Annotated in this window: 20 protein-coding genes and 1 tRNA gene; 14 read left to right on the top strand and 7 right to left on the bottom strand. The window is 63.7% G+C overall.

Annotated elements, in window-relative coordinates; genetic code table 11:
- Positions 1 to 74: 74 nt before the first annotated feature.
- Positions 75 to 1,022: a thioredoxin-disulfide reductase gene (trxB, locus tag B0E49_RS02305; protein ID WP_077560349.1), complete on the bottom strand. Its 948-nt coding sequence runs from the start codon at positions 1,020 to 1,022 to the stop codon at positions 75 to 77.
- A gap of 136 nt (positions 1,023 to 1,158) precedes the next feature.
- Between trxB and B0E49_RS02310 the strand changes: the two genes are divergently transcribed.
- From B0E49_RS02310 to B0E49_RS02350, 9 genes are all read left to right on the top strand, one after another.
- A complete protein-coding gene (locus tag B0E49_RS02310; RefSeq protein WP_077560350.1) occupies positions 1,159 to 1,833 on the top strand; it encodes a Crp/Fnr family transcriptional regulator in 675 nt (224 codons plus the stop codon).
- Between the two features lie 46 nt (positions 1,834 to 1,879).
- The gene (locus B0E49_RS02315) at positions 1,880 to 4,231 is read left to right on the top strand and encodes a DNA translocase FtsK (protein ID WP_077560351.1); all 2,352 of its coding nucleotides are present in this window, start codon (positions 1,880 to 1,882) and stop codon (positions 4,229 to 4,231) included.
- Positions 4,232 to 4,242: 11 nt separating this feature from the next.
- The gene (gene lolA, locus B0E49_RS02320; protein ID WP_077560600.1) at positions 4,243 to 4,902 is read left to right on the top strand and encodes an outer membrane lipoprotein periplasmic chaperone LolA; all 660 of its coding nucleotides are present in this window, start codon (positions 4,243 to 4,245) and stop codon (positions 4,900 to 4,902) included.
- A 90-nt stretch (positions 4,903 to 4,992) separates the two neighbouring features.
- Positions 4,993 to 6,285 carry a replication-associated recombination protein A gene (locus tag B0E49_RS02325; RefSeq protein ID WP_077560352.1) on the top strand — a complete coding sequence of 431 codons (1,293 nt, stop codon included), beginning with the start codon at positions 4,993 to 4,995 and terminating at the stop codon, positions 6,283 to 6,285.
- A 239-nt stretch (positions 6,286 to 6,524) separates the two neighbouring features.
- Positions 6,525 to 7,454, top strand: coding sequence for a branched-chain amino acid ABC transporter permease (locus tag B0E49_RS02330; RefSeq protein WP_077560353.1), 930 nt, complete (start codon positions 6,525 to 6,527; stop codon positions 7,452 to 7,454).
- A gap of 21 nt (positions 7,455 to 7,475) precedes the next feature.
- Positions 7,476 to 8,558 carry a branched-chain amino acid ABC transporter permease gene (locus tag B0E49_RS02335; protein ID WP_077560354.1) on the top strand — a complete coding sequence of 361 codons (1,083 nt, stop codon included), beginning with the start codon at positions 7,476 to 7,478 and terminating at the stop codon, positions 8,556 to 8,558.
- Positions 8,559 to 8,568: 10 nt separating this feature from the next.
- Positions 8,569 to 9,345 (top strand): ABC transporter ATP-binding protein, encoded by a 777-nt coding sequence (locus B0E49_RS02340; RefSeq protein ID WP_077560355.1) that lies wholly within the window; start codon positions 8,569 to 8,571, stop codon positions 9,343 to 9,345.
- Between the two features lies 1 nt (position 9,346).
- Positions 9,347 to 10,075 (top strand): ABC transporter ATP-binding protein, encoded by a 729-nt coding sequence (locus B0E49_RS02345; RefSeq protein ID WP_077560356.1) that lies wholly within the window; start codon positions 9,347 to 9,349, stop codon positions 10,073 to 10,075.
- Between the two features lie 190 nt (positions 10,076 to 10,265).
- Positions 10,266 to 11,345 (top strand): branched-chain amino acid ABC transporter substrate-binding protein, encoded by a 1,080-nt coding sequence (locus B0E49_RS02350; protein WP_286137747.1) that lies wholly within the window; start codon positions 10,266 to 10,268, stop codon positions 11,343 to 11,345.
- A 44-nt stretch (positions 11,346 to 11,389) separates the two neighbouring features.
- On the opposite strand, the gene B0E49_RS02355 is transcribed toward B0E49_RS02350, so the two are convergent.
- Positions 11,390 to 12,382 (bottom strand): Bug family tripartite tricarboxylate transporter substrate binding protein, encoded by a 993-nt coding sequence (locus tag B0E49_RS02355; protein ID WP_077560358.1) that lies wholly within the window; start codon positions 12,380 to 12,382, stop codon positions 11,390 to 11,392.
- A gap of 117 nt (positions 12,383 to 12,499) precedes the next feature.
- Between B0E49_RS02355 and B0E49_RS02360 the strand changes: the two genes are divergently transcribed.
- The gene (locus tag B0E49_RS02360) at positions 12,500 to 12,898 is read left to right on the top strand and encodes a hypothetical protein (RefSeq protein ID WP_077560359.1); all 399 of its coding nucleotides are present in this window, start codon (positions 12,500 to 12,502) and stop codon (positions 12,896 to 12,898) included.
- Between the two features lie 8 nt (positions 12,899 to 12,906).
- On the opposite strand, the gene B0E49_RS02365 is transcribed toward B0E49_RS02360, so the two are convergent.
- Positions 12,907 to 13,947 (bottom strand): CDP-6-deoxy-delta-3,4-glucoseen reductase, encoded by a 1,041-nt coding sequence (locus B0E49_RS02365; protein WP_077560360.1) that lies wholly within the window; start codon positions 13,945 to 13,947, stop codon positions 12,907 to 12,909.
- Between the two features lie 46 nt (positions 13,948 to 13,993).
- Between B0E49_RS02365 and B0E49_RS02370 the strand changes: the two genes are divergently transcribed.
- Positions 13,994 to 14,941, top strand: coding sequence for an NAD-dependent epimerase/dehydratase family protein (locus B0E49_RS02370; protein WP_077560361.1), 948 nt, complete (start codon positions 13,994 to 13,996; stop codon positions 14,939 to 14,941).
- On the opposite strand, the gene B0E49_RS02375 is transcribed toward B0E49_RS02370, so the two are convergent.
- Both B0E49_RS02375 and B0E49_RS02380 read right to left on the bottom strand, forming a co-directional pair.
- Positions 14,938 to 15,972, bottom strand: a complete 1,035-nt coding sequence (locus tag B0E49_RS02375) for a S1C family serine protease (RefSeq protein WP_077560362.1) — start codon at positions 15,970 to 15,972, stop codon at positions 14,938 to 14,940. The two genes, B0E49_RS02370 and B0E49_RS02375, sit on opposite strands and share 4 nt — an antisense overlap.
- 146 nt (positions 15,973 to 16,118) lie before the next feature.
- Positions 16,119 to 16,203, bottom strand: a tRNA-Leu gene (locus tag B0E49_RS02380).
- A gap of 39 nt (positions 16,204 to 16,242) precedes the next feature.
- On the opposite strand from B0E49_RS02380, the gene cysM reads away from it, so the two are divergent.
- Positions 16,243 to 17,145 (top strand): cysteine synthase CysM, encoded by a 903-nt coding sequence (cysM, locus tag B0E49_RS02385; RefSeq protein ID WP_077560363.1) that lies wholly within the window; start codon positions 16,243 to 16,245, stop codon positions 17,143 to 17,145.
- A complete protein-coding gene (locus B0E49_RS02390) occupies positions 17,142 to 17,669 on the top strand; it encodes an NUDIX hydrolase (protein ID WP_077560364.1) in 528 nt (175 codons plus the stop codon). The genes cysM and B0E49_RS02390 overlap by 4 nt, the downstream gene beginning before the upstream one ends.
- A gap of 100 nt (positions 17,670 to 17,769) precedes the next feature.
- Here the strand turns inward: B0E49_RS02390 and B0E49_RS02395 are convergent, their stop codons facing one another.
- Positions 17,770 to 18,762 (bottom strand): Bug family tripartite tricarboxylate transporter substrate binding protein, encoded by a 993-nt coding sequence (locus B0E49_RS02395; RefSeq protein WP_077560365.1) that lies wholly within the window; start codon positions 18,760 to 18,762, stop codon positions 17,770 to 17,772.
- Between the two features lie 48 nt (positions 18,763 to 18,810).
- A complete protein-coding gene (gene rpoH, locus B0E49_RS02400) occupies positions 18,811 to 19,746 on the bottom strand; it encodes an RNA polymerase sigma factor RpoH (RefSeq protein WP_077560366.1) in 936 nt (311 codons plus the stop codon).
- 319 nt (positions 19,747 to 20,065) lie between these two features.
- On the opposite strand from rpoH, the gene gnd reads away from it, so the two are divergent.
- Complete coding sequence (gene gnd / locus B0E49_RS02405) at positions 20,066 to 21,085, top strand: phosphogluconate dehydrogenase (NAD(+)-dependent, decarboxylating) (RefSeq protein WP_077560367.1); 1,020 nt, start codon at positions 20,066 to 20,068, stop codon at positions 21,083 to 21,085.

Below are 21,085 nucleotides of genomic sequence, written 5' to 3' on the forward strand. Positions count from 1 at the left end.
GAGATCCCCGGAACGAAACCGGGGGCTGAATTCAGCAAAGCCTTGAATTATAACGGTTTCCCCCAACAACCCCGTTACTGCTCCAGAAAGCGCTGGGCATCCAGTGCGGCCATGCAGCCCGTGCCCGCGCTGGTGATGGCCTGGCGGTAAACATGGTCCTGCACGTCGCCGGCGGCAAAAACGCCGGGCACGCTGGTCATGGTGGCAAAACCCTGCAGCCCCGTTTTGGTGATGATGTAGCCGTTCTTCATCTCGAGCTGGCCCTGAAAAATTTCCGTGTTGGGCCGGTGCCCGATGGCAATGAAGCAGCCCTTGAGGATCAGGTCATGGGTGGCGCCACTGTTGACGTTCTTCAGGCGTACCCCGGTGACGCCGGAGGCATCGCCCAGCACCTCGTCGAGCACGGTGTGCAGCTTGAGTTCGATCTTGCCGGCGGCCACTTTCTCCATCAGCTTGTCGATCAGGATCGCCTCGGCCCTGAACTTGTCGCGGCGGTGCACCAGGTACACCTTGCTGGCGATGTTGGACAGGTACAGCGCCTCTTCCACCGCCGTGTTGCCGCCACCCACCACGCAGCACACCTGCTCGCGGTAGAAAAAGCCGTCGCAGGTGGCGCAGCCGGAGACGCCGCGCCCCATGAACGCCGACTCGGACGGCAACCCGAGGTACTGCGCCGACGCGCCCGTGGCCAGGATCAACGCGTCGCAGGTGTACTCGAAGCTGTCGCCCTTGAGCGTGAAGGGCCGCTGGCTCAAATCGACCGTGTTGATGTGATCAAAAACGATCTCGGTGTTGAAGCGCTCGGCATGCTCCAGAAAGCGCTGCATCAACTCGGGGCCCTGCACGCCATGCACATCAGCGGGCCAGTTGTCCACGTCGGTCGTGGTCATGAGCTGGCCGCCTTGCGCAATGCCGGTCACCAGCATCGGCTTGAGGTTGGCGCGCGCCGCATAAATGGCGGCGGTATAGCCGGCGGGGCCGGAACCCAGAATCAGGACGCGGGCGTGTTTTGTGTTAGACATAGTTACATTCGGAAAGGGAAAACCACAGGGCGGTGTACAGTTTGGGGTCGGTTACAAGGTATCAACCCTGAACCCACGTGCGTCATTGTAAAAACCAAAAGCCCCGCCAAGGGGTGGACTGCGGAGATTAGCCGAAATGTCGATGTTGTCGAACCTGGAATTATTGCGCCGTGTGCCACTGTTTTCCATGCTGACCTCGGTGCAGGCCGAGGCCGTGGCGGCGGCGATTGTCAAGCACCGGTTCAAACGCGGCGAGACCATCGTGGAGCAGGGCAAGAAGGCCAACGCCCTGTTCATCATCCTGACCGGACGCGCCCGCGTCGTGACCTCCGACAGCCGCGGCCGCGAGGTGATTCTGGCCAGCATGCAGCCGGGCGACTACATCGGCGAGATGAGCCTGATCGACGACGAGCCGCATTCCGCCACGGTTCGCGCCGAGGTGCAGACCGACGTGCTGATGCTCGGGCACGCCGAGTTTGCCCGCTGCCTGCCGGAAAACTCCTCCATGGCCTACGCGGTCATGCGCGGCCTGGTGCAGCGGCTGCGCCACGCCGACCGCAAGATTGAATCGCTGGCCTTGATGGACGTGTACGGCCGCGTGGCGCGTGCCCTGCTGGAGTTTGCCAAGCCCGAACCGGATGGCACGCTCGTGATCCGCGACAAGGTTTCGCGCCAGGATATCGCCAAAATGGTGGGTGCCTCGCGCGAGATGGTCAGCCGGGTCATGAAGGATCTCGAGGAACGCGGCTTCACCGAAATACAGGAGAACGGCTCCATGGTGATCAGGGAGCGGATCGAACCGCTGGACTGATTTTCCCACTCTGGTTTCGGGTAAGCTGGCGCCCTACGTTTCGCCTATGACTTACTCGCTCAATACCCTGAATTCGTCTTCGTCCGTCAAAACAACGGAACGCTTCGGCGCTACCCGCTTCGTTCATGAGGTCGGCCTGATTCTGGCGCTGCTGGCCATCGTTTTCTGGCTTTTGGCATTGCTCAGCTACTCGCCGCAGGACGCCGCCTGGTCCACTTCGGGCTACGGCGGTCCGGTGCGCAACCTGGGCGGCCGCCTGGGGGCCTGGATTGCCGACGCCAGTTATTTCCTACTGGGTTTTTCCGCCTGGTGGTGCTTTGCGGCCGCGGTGCGTGCCTGGCTTGCGGCGCTGGCGCGCGGGCTGCGCGGAGATGACCCGGCTGCCAAGATGGCGTCCGCGCCCCATGATGCTTCGCGCTTGGGCCGGTTTGCCGCCAGCCGCGCGGCGTTCTGGTGCGCCCTGGCGCTGCTGCTGTGCGCGAGCACGGCGCTGGAGTGGTCGCGCATGTACCGTTTCGAGTCCAGCCTGCCAGGCTCTGCCGGTGGTGTGCTGGGCTATCTGGTCGGACCCGCCAGTGTCAAATGGCTGGGCTTCACCGGCTCGGGATTGGTGGGCATTGTGCTGGGGGTGATCGGCGCCGCGCTGGTGTTCCGCTTTTCGTGGGCGCATGTGGCCGAGCGCGTCGGCGCAAAGCTTTATTCGCTGGTCGAGTCGCGCCGCGAAAAACGCGAAATCGCCGAGGATCTGGCGCTGGGCAAACAGGCCGCGCGCGAACGCGAGGAAGTGCTGCTGGAAGAGCGGACCGAGATTGAAGAGCACCATCCCAACCCGGTCCTGATCGAGCCGCTGCTGGTCGCGGTCCCCAAGAGCGAGCGCGTGGCCAAGGAACGCCAGAAGCCCCTGTTCACGGAGCTGCCGGACAGCAAGCTGCCGCAGGTGGATCTGCTCGACGGGGCACTCACGCGCCAGGAAACCGTGGCGCCCGAGACACTGGAGATGACCAGCCGCCTGATCGAGAAAAAGCTCAAGGATTTTGGCGTGGAAGTGCGCGTGGTGCTGGCCTCGCCGGGGCCGGTGATCACGCGCTACGAGATCGAGCCGGCCACCGGCGTGAAGGGCGCGCAGGTGGTGAATCTGGCGCGCGATCTGGCGCGCTCGCTGAGCCTGATCTCGATCCGCGTGATCGAGACCATCCCGGGCAAGAACTACATGGCGCTGGAGTTGCCCAACGCCAAGCGCCAGTCCATCAAGCTGTCCGAAATTCTGGGCTCGCAAATCTACAACGAAGCCAAGTCGCTGCTGACCATGGGACTGGGCAAGGACATCGTGGGCAACCCGGTGGTGGCCGACCTGGCCAAGATGCCGCACGTGCTGGTGGCCGGCACCACGGGCTCGGGCAAATCGGTCGGCATCAATGCCATGATCCTGTCGCTGCTGTACAAGGCCGAGGCGCGCGATGTGCGGCTCTTGATGATCGACCCCAAGATGCTGGAGATGTCAGTCTACGAGGGCATTCCGCACCTGCTCGCGCCCGTGGTGACCGACATGCGCCAGGCGGCGCATGGCCTGACCTGGTGCGTGGCCGAGATGGAGCGCCGCTACAAGCTGCTGAGCAAGATGGGCGTGCGCAACCTGGCGGGCTACAACGCCAAGATTGACGAGGCCGCGGCGCGCGAGGAATTCATCTACAACCCGTTCAGCCTGACGCCCGATTCTCCCGAGCCGCTCGACCGCCTGCCGCACATCGTGGTGGTGATCGACGAGCTGGCCGACCTGATGATGGTGGTGGGCAAGAAGATCGAGGAGCTGATCGCGCGGCTGGCGCAAAAGGCGCGCGCCGCCGGCATCCACCTGATCCTGGCGACGCAGCGCCCCAGCGTGGACGTGATCACCGGCCTGATCAAGGCGAATATCCCGACGCGCATCGCGTTCCAGGTCAGCAGCAAGATCGACTCGCGCACCATCCTGGACCAGATGGGCGCCGAAGCCCTGCTCGGCATGGGCGACATGCTCTACATGCCGAGCGGCACGGGCTTTCCGATCCGCGTGCATGGTGCCTTTGTGAGCGACGAGGAAGTGCACCGCGTGGTGAGCTACCTGAAGTCGCAGGGCCCGGCCAACTACATCGAAGGCGTGCTCGAAGGCGGCACGGTCGATGGCGAAGAGGGCGTTGATGGCGCGCCGGACGGCGGCGGCGAGAAGGACCCGATGTACGACCAGGCGGTCGAGGTGGTGCTGAAAAACCGCAAGGCCAGCATTTCGCTGGTGCAGCGCCATTTGAAGATCGGCTACAACCGCGCCGCGCGGCTGGTCGAAGACATGGAAAAGGCCGGCCTGGTGAGCGCCATGAGCGGCAGCGGCCAGCGCGAGATTCTCGTGCCGGCGCGAGCGGAGTAAGCGCGATGCAGATGCAAGTCAATTCCCTGCGAAACCTGCTGGCTATTATTTTGATAGCTGGATGTGCACAACTGGCAAGGGCTGGAGGCATGGAAAGCCTTGAGTCGTTCGTCAAGACGGTGAAGAGCGGGCGCGCCGAATTCAGCCAGGTCGTGACCGCGCCGGCCAGGCCCGGCCAGAGTGCGCGCAGCAAGACGTCGACCGGTACCTTCGAGTTTTTGCGCCCCAACCGCTTCAAGTTTCTCTACCAGAAGCCGTTCGAGCAAAGCATCGTGGCCGACGGCCAGACGCTGTGGCTGTACGACGTGGATTTGAACCAGGTGACGGCGCGCAAGCAGGCGCAGCTGCTGGCCTCCACGCCGGCCGCGCTGATTGCCGCGGCGCCCGATCTGCACGCGCTGCAGGCCGACTTCAACCTGCAGGACGCGCCGGACAAGGACGGCTTGCAGTGGGTGGTCGCGACCCCGAAGGCCAGGGATGGCCAGCTGCAAAGCGTGCGCGTCGGCTTCAAGCCGGGCAACGGCGGCAGCCAGCTCGCCGTGCTGGAGATCCTGGACAGCTTTGGCCAGCGCTCGGTGCTGACCTTCAGCAAGTTCGAGGTCAACGCCGCCCTGCCGGCCGACGCCTTCGTGTTCAAGCCGCCCGCGGGGGCGGACGTGATCCGCCAGTGACGGCGCGCGCAGGGATGAGTGGTCCATGAGCGCCGCGCCGGGCCGCCCCAAGCAAGCTCGCACCGCAATGCGGAGCATGGAGGTTACCCAGTGAGCCCGAACGTGCCGCTGGCCGAGCGCCTGCGCCCACACACGTTGGGCGAGGTGGTGGGCCAGCAGCATTTGCTGGGCGAGGGCATGGCGCTGCGCATCGCGTTCGAGTCGGGCCAGCCGCACAGCTGCATTTTGTGGGGGCCGCCGGGCACCGGCAAGACCACCATCGCGCGCCTCATGGCCGACGCGTTCGACGCCCAGTTCATCACCATCAGCGCGGTGCTGGGCGGGGTGAAGGACATCCGCGAGGCGGTGGAGCAGGCCCAGGTGGCGCAGGGCAACCTGTTGGGCGGCGGCGGGCGGCGCACCATCGTGTTTGTCGACGAGGTGCACCGTTTCAACAAGAGCCAGCAGGATGCGTTCCTGCCGCATGTGGAGAGCGGCCTGTTCACCTTCATCGGTGCGACCACCGAGAACCCCTCGTTCGAGGTCAACTCCGCGTTGCTGTCGCGCGCCACGGTGTACGTGCTGCAGCCGTTGTCGGAAGCGGACTTAAAGCAAATAGTGGCCAAAGCCCAGGCCATACATGCGGTACCAGCTATTGAAACAATAGCGGTCGAGCGCCTGGTGGCGTACGCCGATGGCGACGCGCGGCGGCTGCTCAACACGCTGGAGACACTGGCGGTGGCGGCCGGGCGCGAGCAGCGCAGCGAGATCACCGATGCCTGGCTGCTCAAGGTGCTGGGCGAGCGCATGCGCCGCTATGACAAGGGCGGCGAGCAGTTCTACGACACCATCAGCGCGCTGCACAAATCGGTGCGCGGCTCCGATCCGGACGCCGCGCTGTACTGGTTGGTGCGCATGCTCGACGGCGGCGCCGACCCGCGCTACATGGCGCGCCGGCTGATCCGCATGGCCAGCGAAGACATCGGTCTGGCGGATCCGCGCGCGCTGCGCCTGGCGCTCGATGCGGCTGAAGTGTATGAGCGGCTCGGCACCCCCGAGGGCGAACTGGCGCTGGCCGAATGTGTGGTTTATCTGGCGGTGGCGCCCAAATCGAACGCGGTCTACAAGGCCTTCAACGAGGCGAAAAGTTTTGTGAAGAAGGACGGCACGCGCGCGGTGCCGCTGCATTTGCGCAACGCACCGACCCAGCTCATGAAGACGCTGGACTACGGCAAGAACTACCGCTACGCGCACGACGAGGCCGGTGGCTTTGCGGCGGGCGAGCGTTACTGGCCCGACGACATGACGGCGCCGGGCTTCTACCGCCCGGTGGAGCGCGGGTTGGAGATCCGGATCGCGGAGCGCTTGCGCGAGCTCAAACGCCTCAATAATCAGAAAAACTAATAAGCTTTAAAAGCCCTGATTGTCGGACTTGACCAAGGGTAAACCCGCGCAAATCAGCGCCATGCGTGAACGGCCCTTCGCTACAATCTCGCACCACAAACCCGCCACCGGCTGCACACTGGCGGGTTTTTGCTAGGTGAAAGAAAAGACTCACAAGGTCACACTGCAAACCGGTCAGCTTTTCTGGCCCAAGCAGATGTCAGCTAGCGCATCAGCCGATTACAAAACGGAGAATTTTTATGGATATCCTGCTTCAGCAGATCATCAACGGTCTGGTGCTGGGCAGCATGTATGCCTTGATCGCCCTGGGCTACACCATGGTGTACGGCATCATCAACCTGATCAATTTTGCGCACGGCGAAGTGCTGATGGTCGGGGCCATGACCAGTTGGACCATCATCGGCTACATGCGCGACGCGATGCCCGGCACGCCAGGCTGGCTGGTCTTGCTGATCTCGCTGATCATCGCGTGCGTGGTGGCCGCCGCGCTCAACTTCGTGATCGAGAAAGTGGCTTACCGGCCGCTGCGCAACGCCCCCAAACTGGCTCCCCTGATTACCGCCGTCGGCATGTCGCTGCTGCTACAGACGCTGGCCATGATCATCTGGAAGCCCAACTACAAACCGTATCCGACGCTGCTGCCGAGTGCGCCTTTGAGTATCGGCGGTGCGGTGATCACGCCGACGCAGATCCTGATTCTGGGCTTTACCGCGGTCTCGCTGGCCGTGCTGATGTGGGTGGTGAACTACACGCGGCTCGGCCGGGCCATGCGCGCCACGTCCGAGAACCCGGGGGTGGCGGCCCTGATGGGCGTCAAGCCCGACCAGGTGATTTCGGCCACCTTCGTCATCGGCGCGGTGCTGGCCGCCATTGCCGGTGTGATGTACGCCTCCAACTACGGCACGGTGCAGCACACCATGGGTTTCCTGCCCGGCCTCAAGGCCTTTACCGCTGCCGTGTTTGGCGGCATCGGCAACCTGGCCGGCGCCGTGGTCGGCGGCATTCTGCTCGGACTGATCGAGTCCATCGGCGCGGGTTATATCGGGCAAGTGACGGGCGGTTTTCTCGGCAGCAACTACAGCGACATCTTCGCCTTTATCGTGCTGATCGGCATGCTCACGCTGCGGCCATCGGGCCTGCTGGGTGAACGTGTGGCGGACCGGTCCTGAGCGCGGCCAAGGAGACTCGACATGAAACAGAAAAACCAACTGATTGTTTTCTTCCTGGCAGGCATCGCACTGCTGATCCTGCCGCTGGTGCTGCAAAGCGCGGGCAATGCCTGGATCCGCATCCTCGACAGCTCGCTCCTGTACGTGATGCTGGCCCTGGGCCTGAACATCGTGGTGGGCTTTGCCGGCCTGCTGGACCTGGGCTACGTGGCTTTCTTCGCCATTGGTGCCTACATGTACGGCCTGCTGGCCTCGCCGCAACTGACGGACAACTTTCCGGCCATCGCCGCCATGTTTCCCCAGGGCCTTCATTCACCGCTGTGGCTGGTGCTTCCGGCCGGCGCCCTGCTGGCGGGTGCGTTCGGCGTGATCCTGGGCGTGCCGGTACTCAAGCTGCGCGGCGACTACCTGGCGATCGTGACACTCGGTTTCGGTGAAATCATCCGGGTGTTCATGAACAACCTGGACCAGCCCATCAATCTCACCAATGGCCCGAAAGGGGTCAACCAGATCGACCCCATCACCCTCTTTGGGTTGAACCTGGGCCGGCCGGTCACGGTGTTTGGCTTCGAGGTCGCCTCGGTCAGCCTGTATTACTACCTGTTCCTGGCGCTGGTCATCATCAGCGTGGTGATCTGCCACCGCCTTCAGTTGTCACGCATCGGCCGCGCCTGGATGGCCATTCGGGAAGACGAAATTGCGGCCAAGGCCATGGGCATCAACACCCGCAACATGAAATTACTCGCGTTCGGCATGGGCGCCACCTTTGGCGGCGTGGCAGGCACCATGTTTGCGGCTTTCCAGGGCTTTGTGTCACCCGAGTCATTCAGCCTGATGGAGTCGGTGATGATCGTCGCCATGGTGGTGCTGGGCGGTACCGGGCATTTGCCCGGCGTGATCCTGGGCGCCGTGCTGCTGTCGGCGCTGCCCGAGGTGCTGCGTTTCGTTGCCGGTCCGCTGCAGGGCATGACCGGCGGCCGGCTCGACTCCGCCATCCTGCGCCAGCTGCTGATTGCACTGGCCATGATCATCATCATGCTGCTGCGTCCGCGCGGCCTGTGGCCCTCGCCCGAGCGTGGCAAGTCACTGCTAACCAAGAAATAAGGAGGGCGATATGGCAGATACAGATACAGTCCTCAACGTCTCCGGCGTTTCCAAGCGGTTCGGCGGTTTGCAGGCGCTGAGCGACGTGGGCATCCGCATCGAGCGCGGCCAGGTCTACGGCCTGATCGGGCCCAATGGCGCCGGCAAGACCACGTTCTTCAATGTACTCACGGGCTTGTACACCCCTGACAGCGGCACCTTCGAGCTGGCCGGAAAACCGTACAAGCCGCATGCCGTGCACGAAGTCGCCAAGGCCGGCATTGCGCGTACCTTCCAGAACATTCGTCTGTTCTCCGACATGACGGCGATCGAGAACGTGATGGTGGGACGCCATGTGCGGACCCATTCGGGTGTATTCGGCGCGATTTTTCGCGGCCCCGGCTTCAAGGCCGAGGAAGCCGCCATTGCCAAGCGCGGGCATGAGCTGCTCGACTACGTGGGCATTGGCAAGTTCGCCGACTACAAGGCGCGCACGCTGAGCTACGGCGACCAGCGCCGCCTGGAGATTGCGCGAGCGCTGGCCACCGACCCGCAGCTGATTGCGCTGGACGAGCCCGCGGCCGGCATGAACGCAACTGAAAAAGTGCTGCTGCGCGAACTGATCAATCGCATCCGCAATGACAACCGCACCATCTTGCTGATCGAGCACGACGTGAAACTCGTCATGGGACTGTGCGACCGCGTCACCGTGCTGGACTACGGCAAGCAGATTGCCGAAGGGACACCCGCTACCGTGCAGAAGAACGAAAAAGTGATCGAGGCCTACCTGGGGACAGGGGGACACTGATATGGCCAACACCAACGCAAATACATTACTCAAAGTGAGCGGCCTGAAGGTCGCCTACGGGGGCATCCAGGCCGTCAAGGGGGTGGACTTCGAGGTGCACGAAGGCGAGCTGGTCTCGCTGATCGGCTCCAACGGGGCCGGCAAGACCACCACCATGAAGGCCATTACCGGCAGTCTTTCCATTGCCGACGGCGACATCGAATACATGGGCAGGAGCATCAAGGGCCAGGGGCCCTGGGATCTGGTCAAGCAGGGTCTGGCCATGGTGCCCGAGGGCCGCGGCGTGTTTGCCCGCATGAGCATTACCGAGAACCTGCAGATGGGCGCCTACGTGCGCAACGACAAGGCCGACATAGCGGCCGATATCGACAAGATGTTCACCATCTTCCCGCGCCTGAAGGAGCGCAAGGACCAGCTGGCCGGCACCATGTCGGGCGGCGAGCAGCAAATGCTGGCCATGGGCCGTGCGTTGATGAGCCGGCCCAAGGTGCTGTTGATGGATGAGCCGTCCATGGGCCTGAGCCCCATCATGGTGGACAAGATCTTCGAGGTGATTCGCGACGTGTACGCACAGGGCGTGACCGTCCTGCTGGTCGAGCAGAACGCCAGCCGGGCGCTGAGCATTGCGAATCGCGGCTATGTCATGGAGTCGGGCATCATCACCATGAGCGGCGATGCCAAACAGATGTTGAGCGACCCGAAGGTGCGCGCGGCCTATCTGGGCGAGTGACGGGGTTTTGCCGCGGCAGGGGTGTGATCGCGCAGGGCAAAGATGTAGGATGACGCTCTTCGGGCGGCCCTGCGGGGCGTCCCGTCGAATCCTCCTTTATTTGTTCAAGAACGACATGATGAAACACTGGGCACAATCGACTTTCTCCTTCCAACTTGCTGCTGCGACCGCGTTGACCGTGGCGGCGTCCATGGCTATGGCCCAGGACGTGCAAATCGTCAAGATCGGGCATGCGGGTCCGATCTCTGGCGGGATTGCCCACATCGGCAAGGACACCGAGAACGGGGTTCGCCTGGCCATTGACGAAATCAATGCGCAGAACCCGGTGATTGGCGGCAAGAAAATCAAATTCGAAATCGATGCCGAAGACGATGCCGGTGACCCGCGGCAAGCCACCGCCGTGGCGCAGAAAATGTGCGACTCCAAAGTTGCCGGGGTGGTCGGGCATCTCCAGTCAGGGACGTCCATTCCCGCGTCGGCCATCTACAACCGGTGCGGCATTCCCAATATCACGGCCTCTGCCACCAATCCGGATCTGACCAAGCCTGGCTACAAAACCACCTTCCGGCTGATTGCCAATGACAATGCGCTGGGTGCCGCGCTGGCGTTGTACGCTGCGGACGCGCTGAAAGTCAAGAAGGTGGCCATCATTGACGACCGGACCGCATACGGCCAGGGGGTTGCGGCGGTGTTCAAGGAGACCGCGGTCAAAAAGGGTCTGCAGGTTGTCGGCGCGGAATACACCAATGACAAGGCAACCGACTTCATGGCGATCCTGACGTCGCTCAAGAGCAAGAAGCCGGATGCGATTTTTTACGGCGGGCTCGATGCCCAGGCCGGTCCGATGCTGCGCCAGATGGAGCAGTTGGGCATGGTCGACGTGAAGTTTTTCGGCGGCGATGCGCTGTGCACCGAAAAACTGGCCGAGCTCGCCTCGAATGCAGGCGCCCTGAAGAACGTGACCTGTGCGACAGGCGGCGCTTCAATAGAAAAAATGCAGGGTGGACCGGCCTGGAAGAAACGGTACGACGCCAAATTCCCGGGGCAATTCCAGATCTACAGTCCCTATGCCTATGACGCGACCTTTGTGCTGGTGGACGCCATGAAGCGGGCCAACTCAGTCGACCCCAAGGTCTATGTTCCGTTCCTGGCCAAGACGCACTACAAGGGCGTAACCGCGAATATCTCTTTTACGGCCAATGGCGAACTGACCAACCCTGCAGTGACGCTTTACGTCTACAAGAACGGCGTCCGAACCGCGCTTAACTGAAGGCGCCGACGCTGATGCCGGACCGTGGGCCGGGCGGATGGGCCTCAGTCCACGGTGGCGCCCGAGGCCTTCACCACTTTCTCGTACTTCGCGAGCTCGCTCTTCATGAAGGCGCCGAACGCCTCGGGCGTGCTCGGGACCGGTTCCGCCAGCAGGCTGGCGAAGCGTGTTCTGGTGTTGGGGGCATTCAGCGCCGCCACAAACGCGTGATTCAGCCTGGCAATCACCTCTTTCGGTGTGCCCGCCGGCGCCACCAGGCCCCACCAGGTATCGATCGAAAAGCCCTTGAGCGTGTCGGCCACGGGCGGCACGTCCGGCAACGCGGGTGAGCGCGCGAGCGTGGTCACGGCGATGGCCTTGAGCTTGCCCGAGCGGATGTTGGGCGCGGCGGTCGCAAGGTTGTCGAAGTTGAAGTCGACCTGGCCGCTCAGCAACGCCAGCTGCGCCGGGTTGCCGCCGTTGTAGGGAATGTGAACGGCAAAAATCCCGGCTTGCGCCTTGAACATTTCGCCGGCCAGGTGGCCCGCACTGCCATTGCCGCCGCTGCCGTAGTTGAGCGTGCCGGGATGGGCCCTGGCATACGCAATCAGGTCGCGCACGCTGCTGATCTTGAAGCGCCGGGCTGTCTCGGCGTTCATCACCAGCACGTTGGGCACACGCAGGATTTGCGTGATGGGCGCGAAATCGGTCGCCGCGTTGTAGGGCATCTTGCGGTACAGCCAGGGGTTGACGGCGTTGGTGGCGGTCGCTGCGATGCCGATCGTCAGGCCGTCGGGAGCGGCCTTGGCGATCATGTCGGCGCCGATGTTGCCGCCCGCACCCGGCTTGTTGTCGATGATGACCGGCCCGAGCGTCTCCTTCACGGCCTCTGCCAGAATGCGGGCCGTCAGGTCGATCGGGCCACCCGCGCCGTAAGGCACGATGAGCCGGATCGGGCGCGCCTGGGCTTGCGCGAGGGACGGGGAGAGGATCAGCGCAGGGATGGCAGAAAGTGCCAGCGCCTGGGCCAGGGCAGGGAAGAGGTGTCGACGTTTCATGCCCTTATTGTGCAAAACATTGGCCCGCGCGCCACCGTGACAATCCCTTACATCACTTTTCGTGAACGCTGTCTGTCTCCATGTCGTCCTCTGCGTTATGGGTGTGGAATGTTTTCCATGATTTTGAAGGAATCCAAGATGAAAATTCACCCATTACTGATTGCAGCTGCCCTCGCCACCGGTGGCCTCGCGTTTGCCCAGACTCCCCCAGCGACTCCTGCCGTCACCCCGGCTACCGCCCCTGCGACCGCCGCGCCCGCTGCCCCGCACAAGGCGGCAGCGCACAAGACGCGGATGCACGGGCACGCCCACAAGGCTGCCGCTGCTGCGGCGCCGACCGGGGCCGACTCGACGACGACGCGGGAGGAGCGCATGGCTGCCGCGGAGGCCGACTACAAAGCCAGCCTCGAAAAAGGGGATCAGGCCGCGCCAGTCCACAAGATGACGCATCACCACCATGGCGGCCACCCCATGCACAGGCATCAGCCGGCAAAGGCGGCTCCGGCTTCCTCCTGAGCGCGGCCTCAGGCCGCGATGCCGGCCTGCGCCTTGTCGGCCTCGGTGGTGAACGCGTCGGCGTAGAACTCATCCGGCGACAGACCCGCCAGGCGGGTGTAGTCGGCGCGCGCCGAATCCACCACGATGGGCGCGCCGCAGGCATACACCTGGTAGCCTGAGAGGTCCGGAAAATCCTCCAGCACGGCTTGGTGCACGAAGCCCGTGCGCCCGCTCCATTTGTCCTCGGGCAGCGCGTCGGAGATTACCGGCACATAGCTCAGGTTGGGCATTTCGGCCACGCGTGCCCTGACCCAGTCGTCCAGATACAAGTCTTCGGGGCGGCGCCCGCCCCAATAGAGCGTGGCGGGGCGCTCGATGCCCTTGAACTGCATGTGCTCGATCACCGCCTTGATCGGCGCAAAGCCCGTGCCCGAGGCCAGCAGGATCATCGGTTTGGTCGAGTCCTCGCGCATGAAGAAGCTGCCATACGGGCCCTCCACGCGCAGGATCTCCTTGTCTTTCATCGCATGGAACACATGGTCGGTGAACTTGCCGCCGGGCATATGGCGAATGTGCAGCTCCACGCCAGGTCCGCGGTGCGGCGCGTTGCCCATCGAGTAGCTGCGCCGCGCGCCATCGCGCAGGATGAATTCGATGTATTGGCCCGCGTGGTATTTGAACGTGTCGTTGGCCGGCAGTTGCAGCTTGACCAGCATGACGTCGTGCGATTTTTTCTCCAGCCCGACCACGCGCACGGGCATCTTGCGGATCGGGAAGGCGCTCTCGTCCGTCACCTGGCGCGACTCCAGCACCACGTCGCTGTGCGGTACGCCGCAGCAGGTCAGGATGAAGCCGCTGGCTTCTTCTTCCGGGGACAGCGCCTTGCTCTGGTGCGGGCCGTGCACCACCGTGCCTTCAATCTTTTTGCACTTGCACGAACCGCAGGCGCCGTCCTTGCAACCGTAGGGCAGCCCCACGCCGGCGCGAATGCCTGCCGCCAGAATCGCTTCGCCGGGATTGGCGACAAAGCTGCGGCCACTGGGCAGCACAGAGATATTGAAGGTCATCTTTTCGGTATCCTCGGGGGAGTCTTCTTTTCACCAACTCCCGATTTTGCCTTCAAACCAATCCCCTCCTGGCGCCTTGCCCGCGCGCTTTCGCCGCGAACGGGTGTTGATGGTGGGCTGTGGCGACGTCGGAATGCGTGTGGCGCGCGGCATGGCGGGCCGCATGCGGCTGCTCGCGCTGACCTCGTCGCCGCAGCGCGTGAGCGAATTGCGCGCGCGCGGCATCACCCCTTTGCACGGCAACCTGGACGTGCCGGCCAGCCTGCGCCGGCTTGCCGGCATTGCCACGCGCGTGGTCTATCTGGCGCCGCCGCCGCCCGAGGGCTGGGGCGATCCGCGAACGCGCGCGCTGACCCAGGTGCTGCGCCTGCGCTCTGCACCCGCTTCTTTCGTCTATGGTTCGACCAGCGGCGTGTATGGCGACTGCCAGGGTGCCCTGGTGGCCGAGACCCGGGCCGTGAGCCCACGCACGCCCCGGGCCAGCAAACGGGTGTCGGCCGAGCAGGCCGTGCGGTTTCTGGGTCGCAGCACGATGCCGGCCGGCCGGGTACGCACCAGCATCCTGCGCATTCCGGGGATCTACGCTGCGGACCGCGAAGGCGGCACGCCGCGCGCACGCCTGCTCAAGTGCACCCCCGTGCTGGTAGATCAGGATGACGTCTACACCAACCACATCCACGCCGATGATCTGGCGCGGGCCTGTGCTGCGGCGCTGTGGCGCGGCAAGCCGCAGCGGGTCTACAACGTGAACGATGACACCCGGCTCAAGATGGGCGCTTATTTCGACCTGGCGGCCACGCTGTACGGCTTGCCCAAGCCCCCGCGCGTGCCGCGCGACACCGCGCAGGACCAACTGCCGCTGCTGCTGCTCAGCTTCATGAATGAATCGCGCCTGATGGACAACACGCGCATGAAGCGCGAACTGCGGCTGATCCTGCGCTATCCGACCGTCGATACAGGGCTGCTGCCAGAAATAGAGTGCCGCAAGGTTTAAATGCCTGCAGGTTTTTGCAGAGTCGTCATGCGGTCCACCGCATGCACGCTGATGGTCTTGACGTCGGCGCCTTGCAGTACCGTCAGCCGGATTTCGGCATTCGGCTCGGCGTGCTCCCAGAGTTTTTTATAGAACGCATCGAGTGTGACCACCTTGGTGCCATCCACGGCCAGTACCAGGTCGCCCGGCTGCAGCCCCGCCGATTGCGCGGGGCTGTCCGGGTTGACGCGCAGGATCTGCACATGACCGCCCTGGTCGCTGGACGTCAGCCCCAGCCAGGGGCGCCGGCTTGGTTTGCTGCTGCCGGTTTTTTGCAGCTCCGCCAAAATGGGTTTGAGCAGGTCGACCGGCACAAACATATTGCCGGGCAGGCCTTCACCCTCGCCCGTGGCATCCAGCACCAGCAGGCTGCCAATGCCCACCAGCTCGCCCCTGCGGTTGAACAGTGGTGCGCCCGCATGATCGGCAATGGGCGGGCTGGTGAACAGCGCCGCTTCGATGTGGTATTCCCAGTTGCCGGAAAATGCGCGCTTGCTGACCAGCTCCGTAATGGCCACCCCGCCGCCGTCACCGCCGGTGGCCACAATCACCGGCTCGCCCAACTCCAGTTCTTTCAAGCTGCCCAGCTTCACGGGTTTGATGCCGCGCAGCGGCAGCAGCGGTTTGATCAACCCAAAACCGGTGGCCAGGTCATAGGCCACGGCTCTGGCGGGCAGCGTTTTGTGGTCCTGGGTCACGATCTGGATCTGGTCGGCCTCCAGCATCAGGTAGCCAATGGTCAGGATCAGTCCGTCCGGCCCAATGACCACGCCCGAGCCGCTGCGCTCCTGGCCCAGCGTCTCGGCCGTGCGTGCACCGTCTATCGCCGTGACCTGCACGCCCACGACGGCCGCATCGGCCCGGTTGAGCGCATCCAGCATGGCCTGTACCTGCGCAGACTGGGGCGCCGCTGTGGCGGCCTGGCTCAGCGCCAGCAGCGACGCTGAAAAACCTCGCCAGAACCAGCTGGACCAACAACCGAGCGTGCGCATGATGAGCTCCCGAACAGGTGTACTTATTTATAGTTCGCGCGTTCGAATCTGCTGCACCGGTCTGGCTTGCCCCGCCTGCCAGCACCTGCATTTCCCATAAAAAAGCCCCATATCCGTTGGGATAGGGGCTTGGAGTCTTCTAGCGCTGGTGCCCGGGGCCGGAATCGAACCGGCACGCCTTGCGGCGGGGGATTTTGAGTCCCCTGCGTCTACCAATTTCACCACCCGGGCGGCAGGAGGGTAATCCGAAATTATGGCACAGTGCTGGCTATGAACTACCTAACGATTGAAGACACTATCGGCAAAACCCCGCTGGTGGCGCTGCAGCGCATCAACGCCGACGGCAACGCCCAGCGCGGCAATGTAGTCCTCGGCAAGCTCGAGGGCAACAACCCGGCCGGTTCGGTCAAGGACCGGCCCGCCCTGTCGATGATCAAGCGCGCCGAAGAGCGCGGCGAGATCAAGCCCGGCACCACGTTGATCGAGGCGACCTCGGGCAACACCGGCATTGCGCTGGCGATGGCGGCCGCGATCCGGGGCTACCACATGGTGCTGATCATGCCGGAGGACTTGTCGGTCGAGCGCGCCCAGACCATGAAGGCGTTCGGCGCCGAGCTGATTCTGACGCCCAAGAGTGGCGGCATCGAATACTCGCGCGACCTCGCCGAAAAAATGCAGAAGGAAGGCAAGGGCCATGTGCTCGACCAGTTTGCCAACGCGGACAATCCGCGCATTCACTACGAGACCACCGGCCCCGAAATCTGGGCCGACACGCACGGCAAGGTGACCCATTTTGTGAGCGCCATGGGCACCACCGGCACCATCACCGGCGTGTCGCGCTATTTGAAAGAGAAAAACCCGGGCGTCAAGGTGGTGGGCGCGCAGCCGTCCGAGGGCTCGCGCATCCCCGGCATCCGCAAGTGGCCGCAGGAATATTTGCCGAAGATTTATGACGCAACCTATGTAGACGAGCTGGTGTACGTGAGCCAGGACGAGGCCGAGGAGATGGCCCGGCGCATGGCACGCGAGGAGGGGATCTTTGCGGGGATTTCGTCAGGCGGGGCATGCTGGGTGGCGCAGGAGATCGCCAGGCGCGAAGAAAACGCGACCATCGTGTTCATCGTCTGCGACCGCGGCGACCGCTACCTCTCGACCGGCGTGTTTCCCGCATGAGCCAGGAATTCCGCTTCTGCCCCAACTGCGCGACGCCGCTGGAGTGGATCGCCCAACTGGAGGACGGCGGCGAGAAGGAGCGGCTGCGCTGTGTGGCCTGCGGCTACACCCACTGGAACAATCCCACGCCCGTGCTGGCGGCCGTGATCGAATACCAGGGGCAGATTTTGCTGGCGCGCAACGCCGCGTGGACCGGCAAGATGTATGCGCTGATCACGGGTTTCATGGAAGCCGGCGAAACGCCCGAGGGCGGTATCGCGCGCGAGATCAAGGAAGAAACCAACCTGGAGGCCCGCGCGCTCGATCTGATTGGTGTGTACGACTTCCAGCGCATGAACCAGATCATCATCGCCTACCATGCGCTGGCCGAAGGCGAGGTGCGGCTGTCACCCGAACTGGCGGATTACCGGCTGTACACGCCGCAGGCGGTGAAGTGCTGGCCCGCCGGCACCGGCTACGCGCTGGCCGACTGGCTCAAATCGCGCGGGCATGAACCGCAATTCGTGGAGTGGCCAAAAACTTGATAAAAAGTGACTGTAGCCCATGTCCAGCGTTCGCGTATAGCTATTAATTCAATAGCAAACGATGGCTTGCCCCGCCCCCTCGGACGGGACCGCGAACCCCTCAATCGACCCGGATGCCGCGCATCGCAATCACGCCACCGAGCAGCGCGGTGTCGGACTTGATGCGGTTGGCCAGCCCCTCGGGCGAGGTGCCGGCAACCTGCCAGCCCTGAATGAACAACTTCTGGCGCATCTCGGGGGTGCGCACAATTTCGCTGATCAGGGCCGAGAGGCGCGCCACGATGGGCTTGGGCATGTTGGTGGGAGCGGCCGCGGCGGTCCAGATTTCAAGCCGGTAGCCCTGGATGCCGGCTTCGGCCAGGCTGGGAATCTCGGGAGCCAGCGAGCTGCGGCCGGCGGAGGTGACGCCAATCGCGCGCAACTTGCCCGCGCGTATTTGCGTGGTCGCCAGGCCCGGCGGCAGCAGCGCCAGGTTGATCTGGCCGCCGATCATGGCGGCGATGACCTGCGGGTTGCCCGGGTAGGGAACGTGCACGGGATCGATGCCGGTCTTGGCCTTGAGCAGCTCCATGCCGATGTGGCCCACCGTGCCCACGCCGGGGCTGCCGTAGCTCCATTTGTTGCCGGCATTGCGCGCCGCCACAAAGAAATCCTGCGCGTTGTGGCCGGGCGCTGACACCGGGACTGTCAGCACCAGCGGCGCAGTGCCGATCAGGCTGATCGGCGCGAGGTCTTTTTCGGGATCGTACGGGGTGGCCGGGTTCAGCAGCTTGGCAATCGTCATGTTGCCGTTGATCATCACGCCGATGGTGTGGTCATCCGTGGCCTTGGCCACCAGGTTGGCGGCGATGTTGCCGCCCGCGCCGGGGCGATTTTCCACGATCACGGGCTGGCCCAGGGCCCTGGACAGGGGCTCCTGTAGCGCGCGCGCCACCAGGTCGGGCGAGGAGCCGCCCGGAAAGCCGACCAGGATCCGCAGCGGTTTGGTCGGCCAGGCGGCCGGTTCTTTGGAGATTTTTTGGGCCAAAGCCCCGGTGGATACTGCGGTAGCAGCTATCAGAAATATAGCGTTCTTGAGGAGGTGGCGAAGCATGCGTGTTTCCGTAAAAAACACGATGTTACCGCCAGCACCAATGCGCGCTCAGGCGTACTCGACCAGCGCCTTTTTCATCTTCTTCATGGCCGCGACCTCGATCTGGCGAATGCGTTCGGCGCTGACGCCATAGACCGCGGCCAGGTCGTGCAGCGTCATGCCGCCCGAGCCGTCATCGTTGACCTTGAGCCAGCGCTCCTCGACGATACGCCGGCTGCGGTCATCGAGCGTGGCCAGGGCGCTGGCAATGCCGTCGCTGGCCAGTACGTCGCGCTGGTGCGCCTCGATCATGGCGGTCGGTTCGTGATGCGCGTCGGCCAAATAGGCAATCGGGCCATAGCCGTCGTCGCCATCGTCGGATGCGCCCGGGTCGAGCATCACGTCGCCGCCCGAGAGACGGGTTTCCATCTCCGTCACGTCGGCGCGCTTGACATTGAGTTCGCGTGCCATCACGTCGATCTCGGACTCGCTCAGGGTCTCGCGGTGCGTGTCGGCGTCCAGCGCATCGGACTTGAAGCCCTGCTTCATCGAACGCAGGTTGAAAAACAGCTTGCGCTGCGCCTTGGTGGTGGCCACCTTGACCATGCGCCAGTTTTTCAGGATGTATTCGTGAATCTCGGCCTTGATCCAGTGCAGCGCATAGCTCACCAGGCGCACGCCCTGGTCGGGGTCGAAGCGTTTCACGGCCTTCATCAGGCCGATATTGCCCTCCTGGATCAGGTCGCCATGCGGCAGGCCATAACCCAGGTACTTGCGCGAGACCGAAACCACCAGCCGCAGGTGCGACAGCACCAGCTTGCCGGCGGCTTCCAGGTCATTGTTTTGTTGGAGCTTGTGGGCAAACTCCTGCTCCTGCTCCAGGGTGAGCATGGGCAGGCGGTTGACCGCCGAAATATAGGCGTCCAGGTTCCCCAGCGGGGGCATCAGCGCCCACGGGTTTACGACCGCCAAGGCGGTGCCAGAGGCTCCAGTTTGAGTTGACATACCAGAAGTCCTTTCGTCTGAGTTCAAATATTAGCACTCTATTGGAGAGAGTGCTAAACGATAAGTTCAATGCCATCGGTAGTTTTCGGCTATCGGTGACCACCGGGTGCGCTCCGGCCCTGCGCATTTGCCGCATCCGGATTCGTAGGACATTTACTACAGCAGGTGGGGGCGCCGTCCGCTAGCCGCAAGACGAGGCGCGTTCCATGCTTGAGTTTGGGTTCGGTCACGTGGCCGGGCTTTGAGGGGCCGCACCTTGCTCATCCTGCCATCGGGCGCAGATGCCGTCACCGCATCCATGAAAGATAAGGGGCTCACTATGCAACTCGGAATGATCGGATTGGGACGTATGGGCGCCAACATGGTGTGTCGCCTGGTCAAGGCAGACCACGAGTGTGTGGTCTACGACCGCACCCCGCAGGCCGTCAAGAACCTGCAGGCCCAGGGCGCGACCGGGACCTTTTCGGTCGAAGATTTTGTCGCGCGACTGGCCGCGCCGCGTGCGGTGTGGTTGATGGTGCCGGCCGCGGCGGTGGACGATATGCTGGCCACGCTGATTCCGCTGCTCCAGCCAGGTGACATCATTATCGATGGGGGCAACTCGTATTACCGCGACGATATCCGGCGCGGGGCCGAGGCGAAATCGAAGCAGATCCACTACGTGGATGTCGGAACGAGCGGGGGCGTCGCCGGACTCGATCGGGGCTATTGCCTGATGATCGGGGGCGAAAAAGAGGTCGTCCAGCACCTTGCCCCGATCTTTGCCACGCTCGCTCCTGGCATCGGCGCGGCGCCGCCCACGGCCGGCCGGCAAAAACCCGGCGGTACCGCCGAGCAGGGCTATCTGCACTGTGGCCCGCAAGGCGCCGGCCACTTTGTCAAGATGGTTCACAACGGCATCGAGTACGGCATCATGGGCGCCTATGCCGAGGGACTGAATGTCCTGCGCAACGCCAATGTGGGCAAGCAGAAAAGCGACTCGGATGCCGAAACGACACCGCTGCGCAACCCGGAGTTTTATCAATACGAACTGGATCTGCCCGAGATCACGGAGCTCTGGCGCCGAGGCAGCGTGATCGGCTCCTGGCTGCTCGATCTCACCGCGAGCGCGCTGCTGACGGATCCGAAGCTGGAAAGTTATGCGGGCCGCGTGTCGGACTCCGGAGAAGGCCGGTGGACGATTGCGGCGGCAATCGAAGAAGCCGTGCCGGTACCCATCCTGAGTGCCGCGCTCTTCGAGCGTTTCAGTTCGCGCGGGGAGGCCGGCTTTGCCGACAAGGTGTTGTCAGCCATGCGGCATGGATTTGGCGGCCATGTGGAAAAGGCCGCCAAGCAGTAA

Origin of the sequence: Polaromonas sp. C04, from assembly GCF_002002705.1 — a bacterium.
Classification (GTDB): Bacteria; Pseudomonadota; Gammaproteobacteria; order Burkholderiales; family Burkholderiaceae_C; genus Rhodoferax_A.

Coding starts and splice junctions, on each gene's coding strand:
- B0E49_RS02310 (WP_077560350.1), top strand. CDS start 1,159: ATGTCGATGTTGTCGAACCTGGAATTATTGCGCCGTGTGCCACTGTTT.
- B0E49_RS02315 (WP_077560351.1), top strand. CDS start 1,880: ATGACTTACTCGCTCAATACCCTGAATTCGTCTTCGTCCGTCAAAACA.
- lolA (WP_077560600.1), top strand. CDS start 4,243: ATGCAAGTCAATTCCCTGCGAAACCTGCTGGCTATTATTTTGATAGCT.
- cysM (WP_077560363.1), top strand. CDS start 16,243: ATGAACTACCTAACGATTGAAGACACTATCGGCAAAACCCCGCTGGTG.
- B0E49_RS02355 (WP_077560358.1), bottom strand. CDS start 12,382: ATGAAACGTCGACACCTCTTCCCTGCCCTGGCCCAGGCGCTGGCACTT.
- B0E49_RS02340 (WP_077560355.1), top strand. CDS start 8,569: ATGGCAGATACAGATACAGTCCTCAACGTCTCCGGCGTTTCCAAGCGG.
- B0E49_RS02365 (WP_077560360.1), bottom strand. CDS start 13,947: ATGACCTTCAATATCTCTGTGCTGCCCAGTGGCCGCAGCTTTGTCGCC.
- rpoH (WP_077560366.1), bottom strand. CDS start 19,746: ATGTCAACTCAAACTGGAGCCTCTGGCACCGCCTTGGCGGTCGTAAAC.
- B0E49_RS02350 (WP_286137747.1), top strand. CDS start 10,266: ATGGCTATGGCCCAGGACGTGCAAATCGTCAAGATCGGGCATGCGGGT.
- B0E49_RS02335 (WP_077560354.1), top strand. CDS start 7,476: ATGAAACAGAAAAACCAACTGATTGTTTTCTTCCTGGCAGGCATCGCA.
- B0E49_RS02375 (WP_077560362.1), bottom strand. CDS start 15,972: ATGCGCACGCTCGGTTGTTGGTCCAGCTGGTTCTGGCGAGGTTTTTCA.
- B0E49_RS02345 (WP_077560356.1), top strand. CDS start 9,347: ATGGCCAACACCAACGCAAATACATTACTCAAAGTGAGCGGCCTGAAG.
- trxB (WP_077560349.1), bottom strand. CDS start 1,022: ATGTCTAACACAAAACACGCCCGCGTCCTGATTCTGGGTTCCGGCCCC.
- B0E49_RS02360 (WP_077560359.1), top strand. CDS start 12,500: ATGATTTTGAAGGAATCCAAGATGAAAATTCACCCATTACTGATTGCA.
- B0E49_RS02330 (WP_077560353.1), top strand. CDS start 6,525: ATGGATATCCTGCTTCAGCAGATCATCAACGGTCTGGTGCTGGGCAGC.
- B0E49_RS02390 (WP_077560364.1), top strand. CDS start 17,142: ATGAGCCAGGAATTCCGCTTCTGCCCCAACTGCGCGACGCCGCTGGAG.
- B0E49_RS02395 (WP_077560365.1), bottom strand. CDS start 18,762: ATGCTTCGCCACCTCCTCAAGAACGCTATATTTCTGATAGCTGCTACC.
- gnd (WP_077560367.1), top strand. CDS start 20,066: ATGCAACTCGGAATGATCGGATTGGGACGTATGGGCGCCAACATGGTG.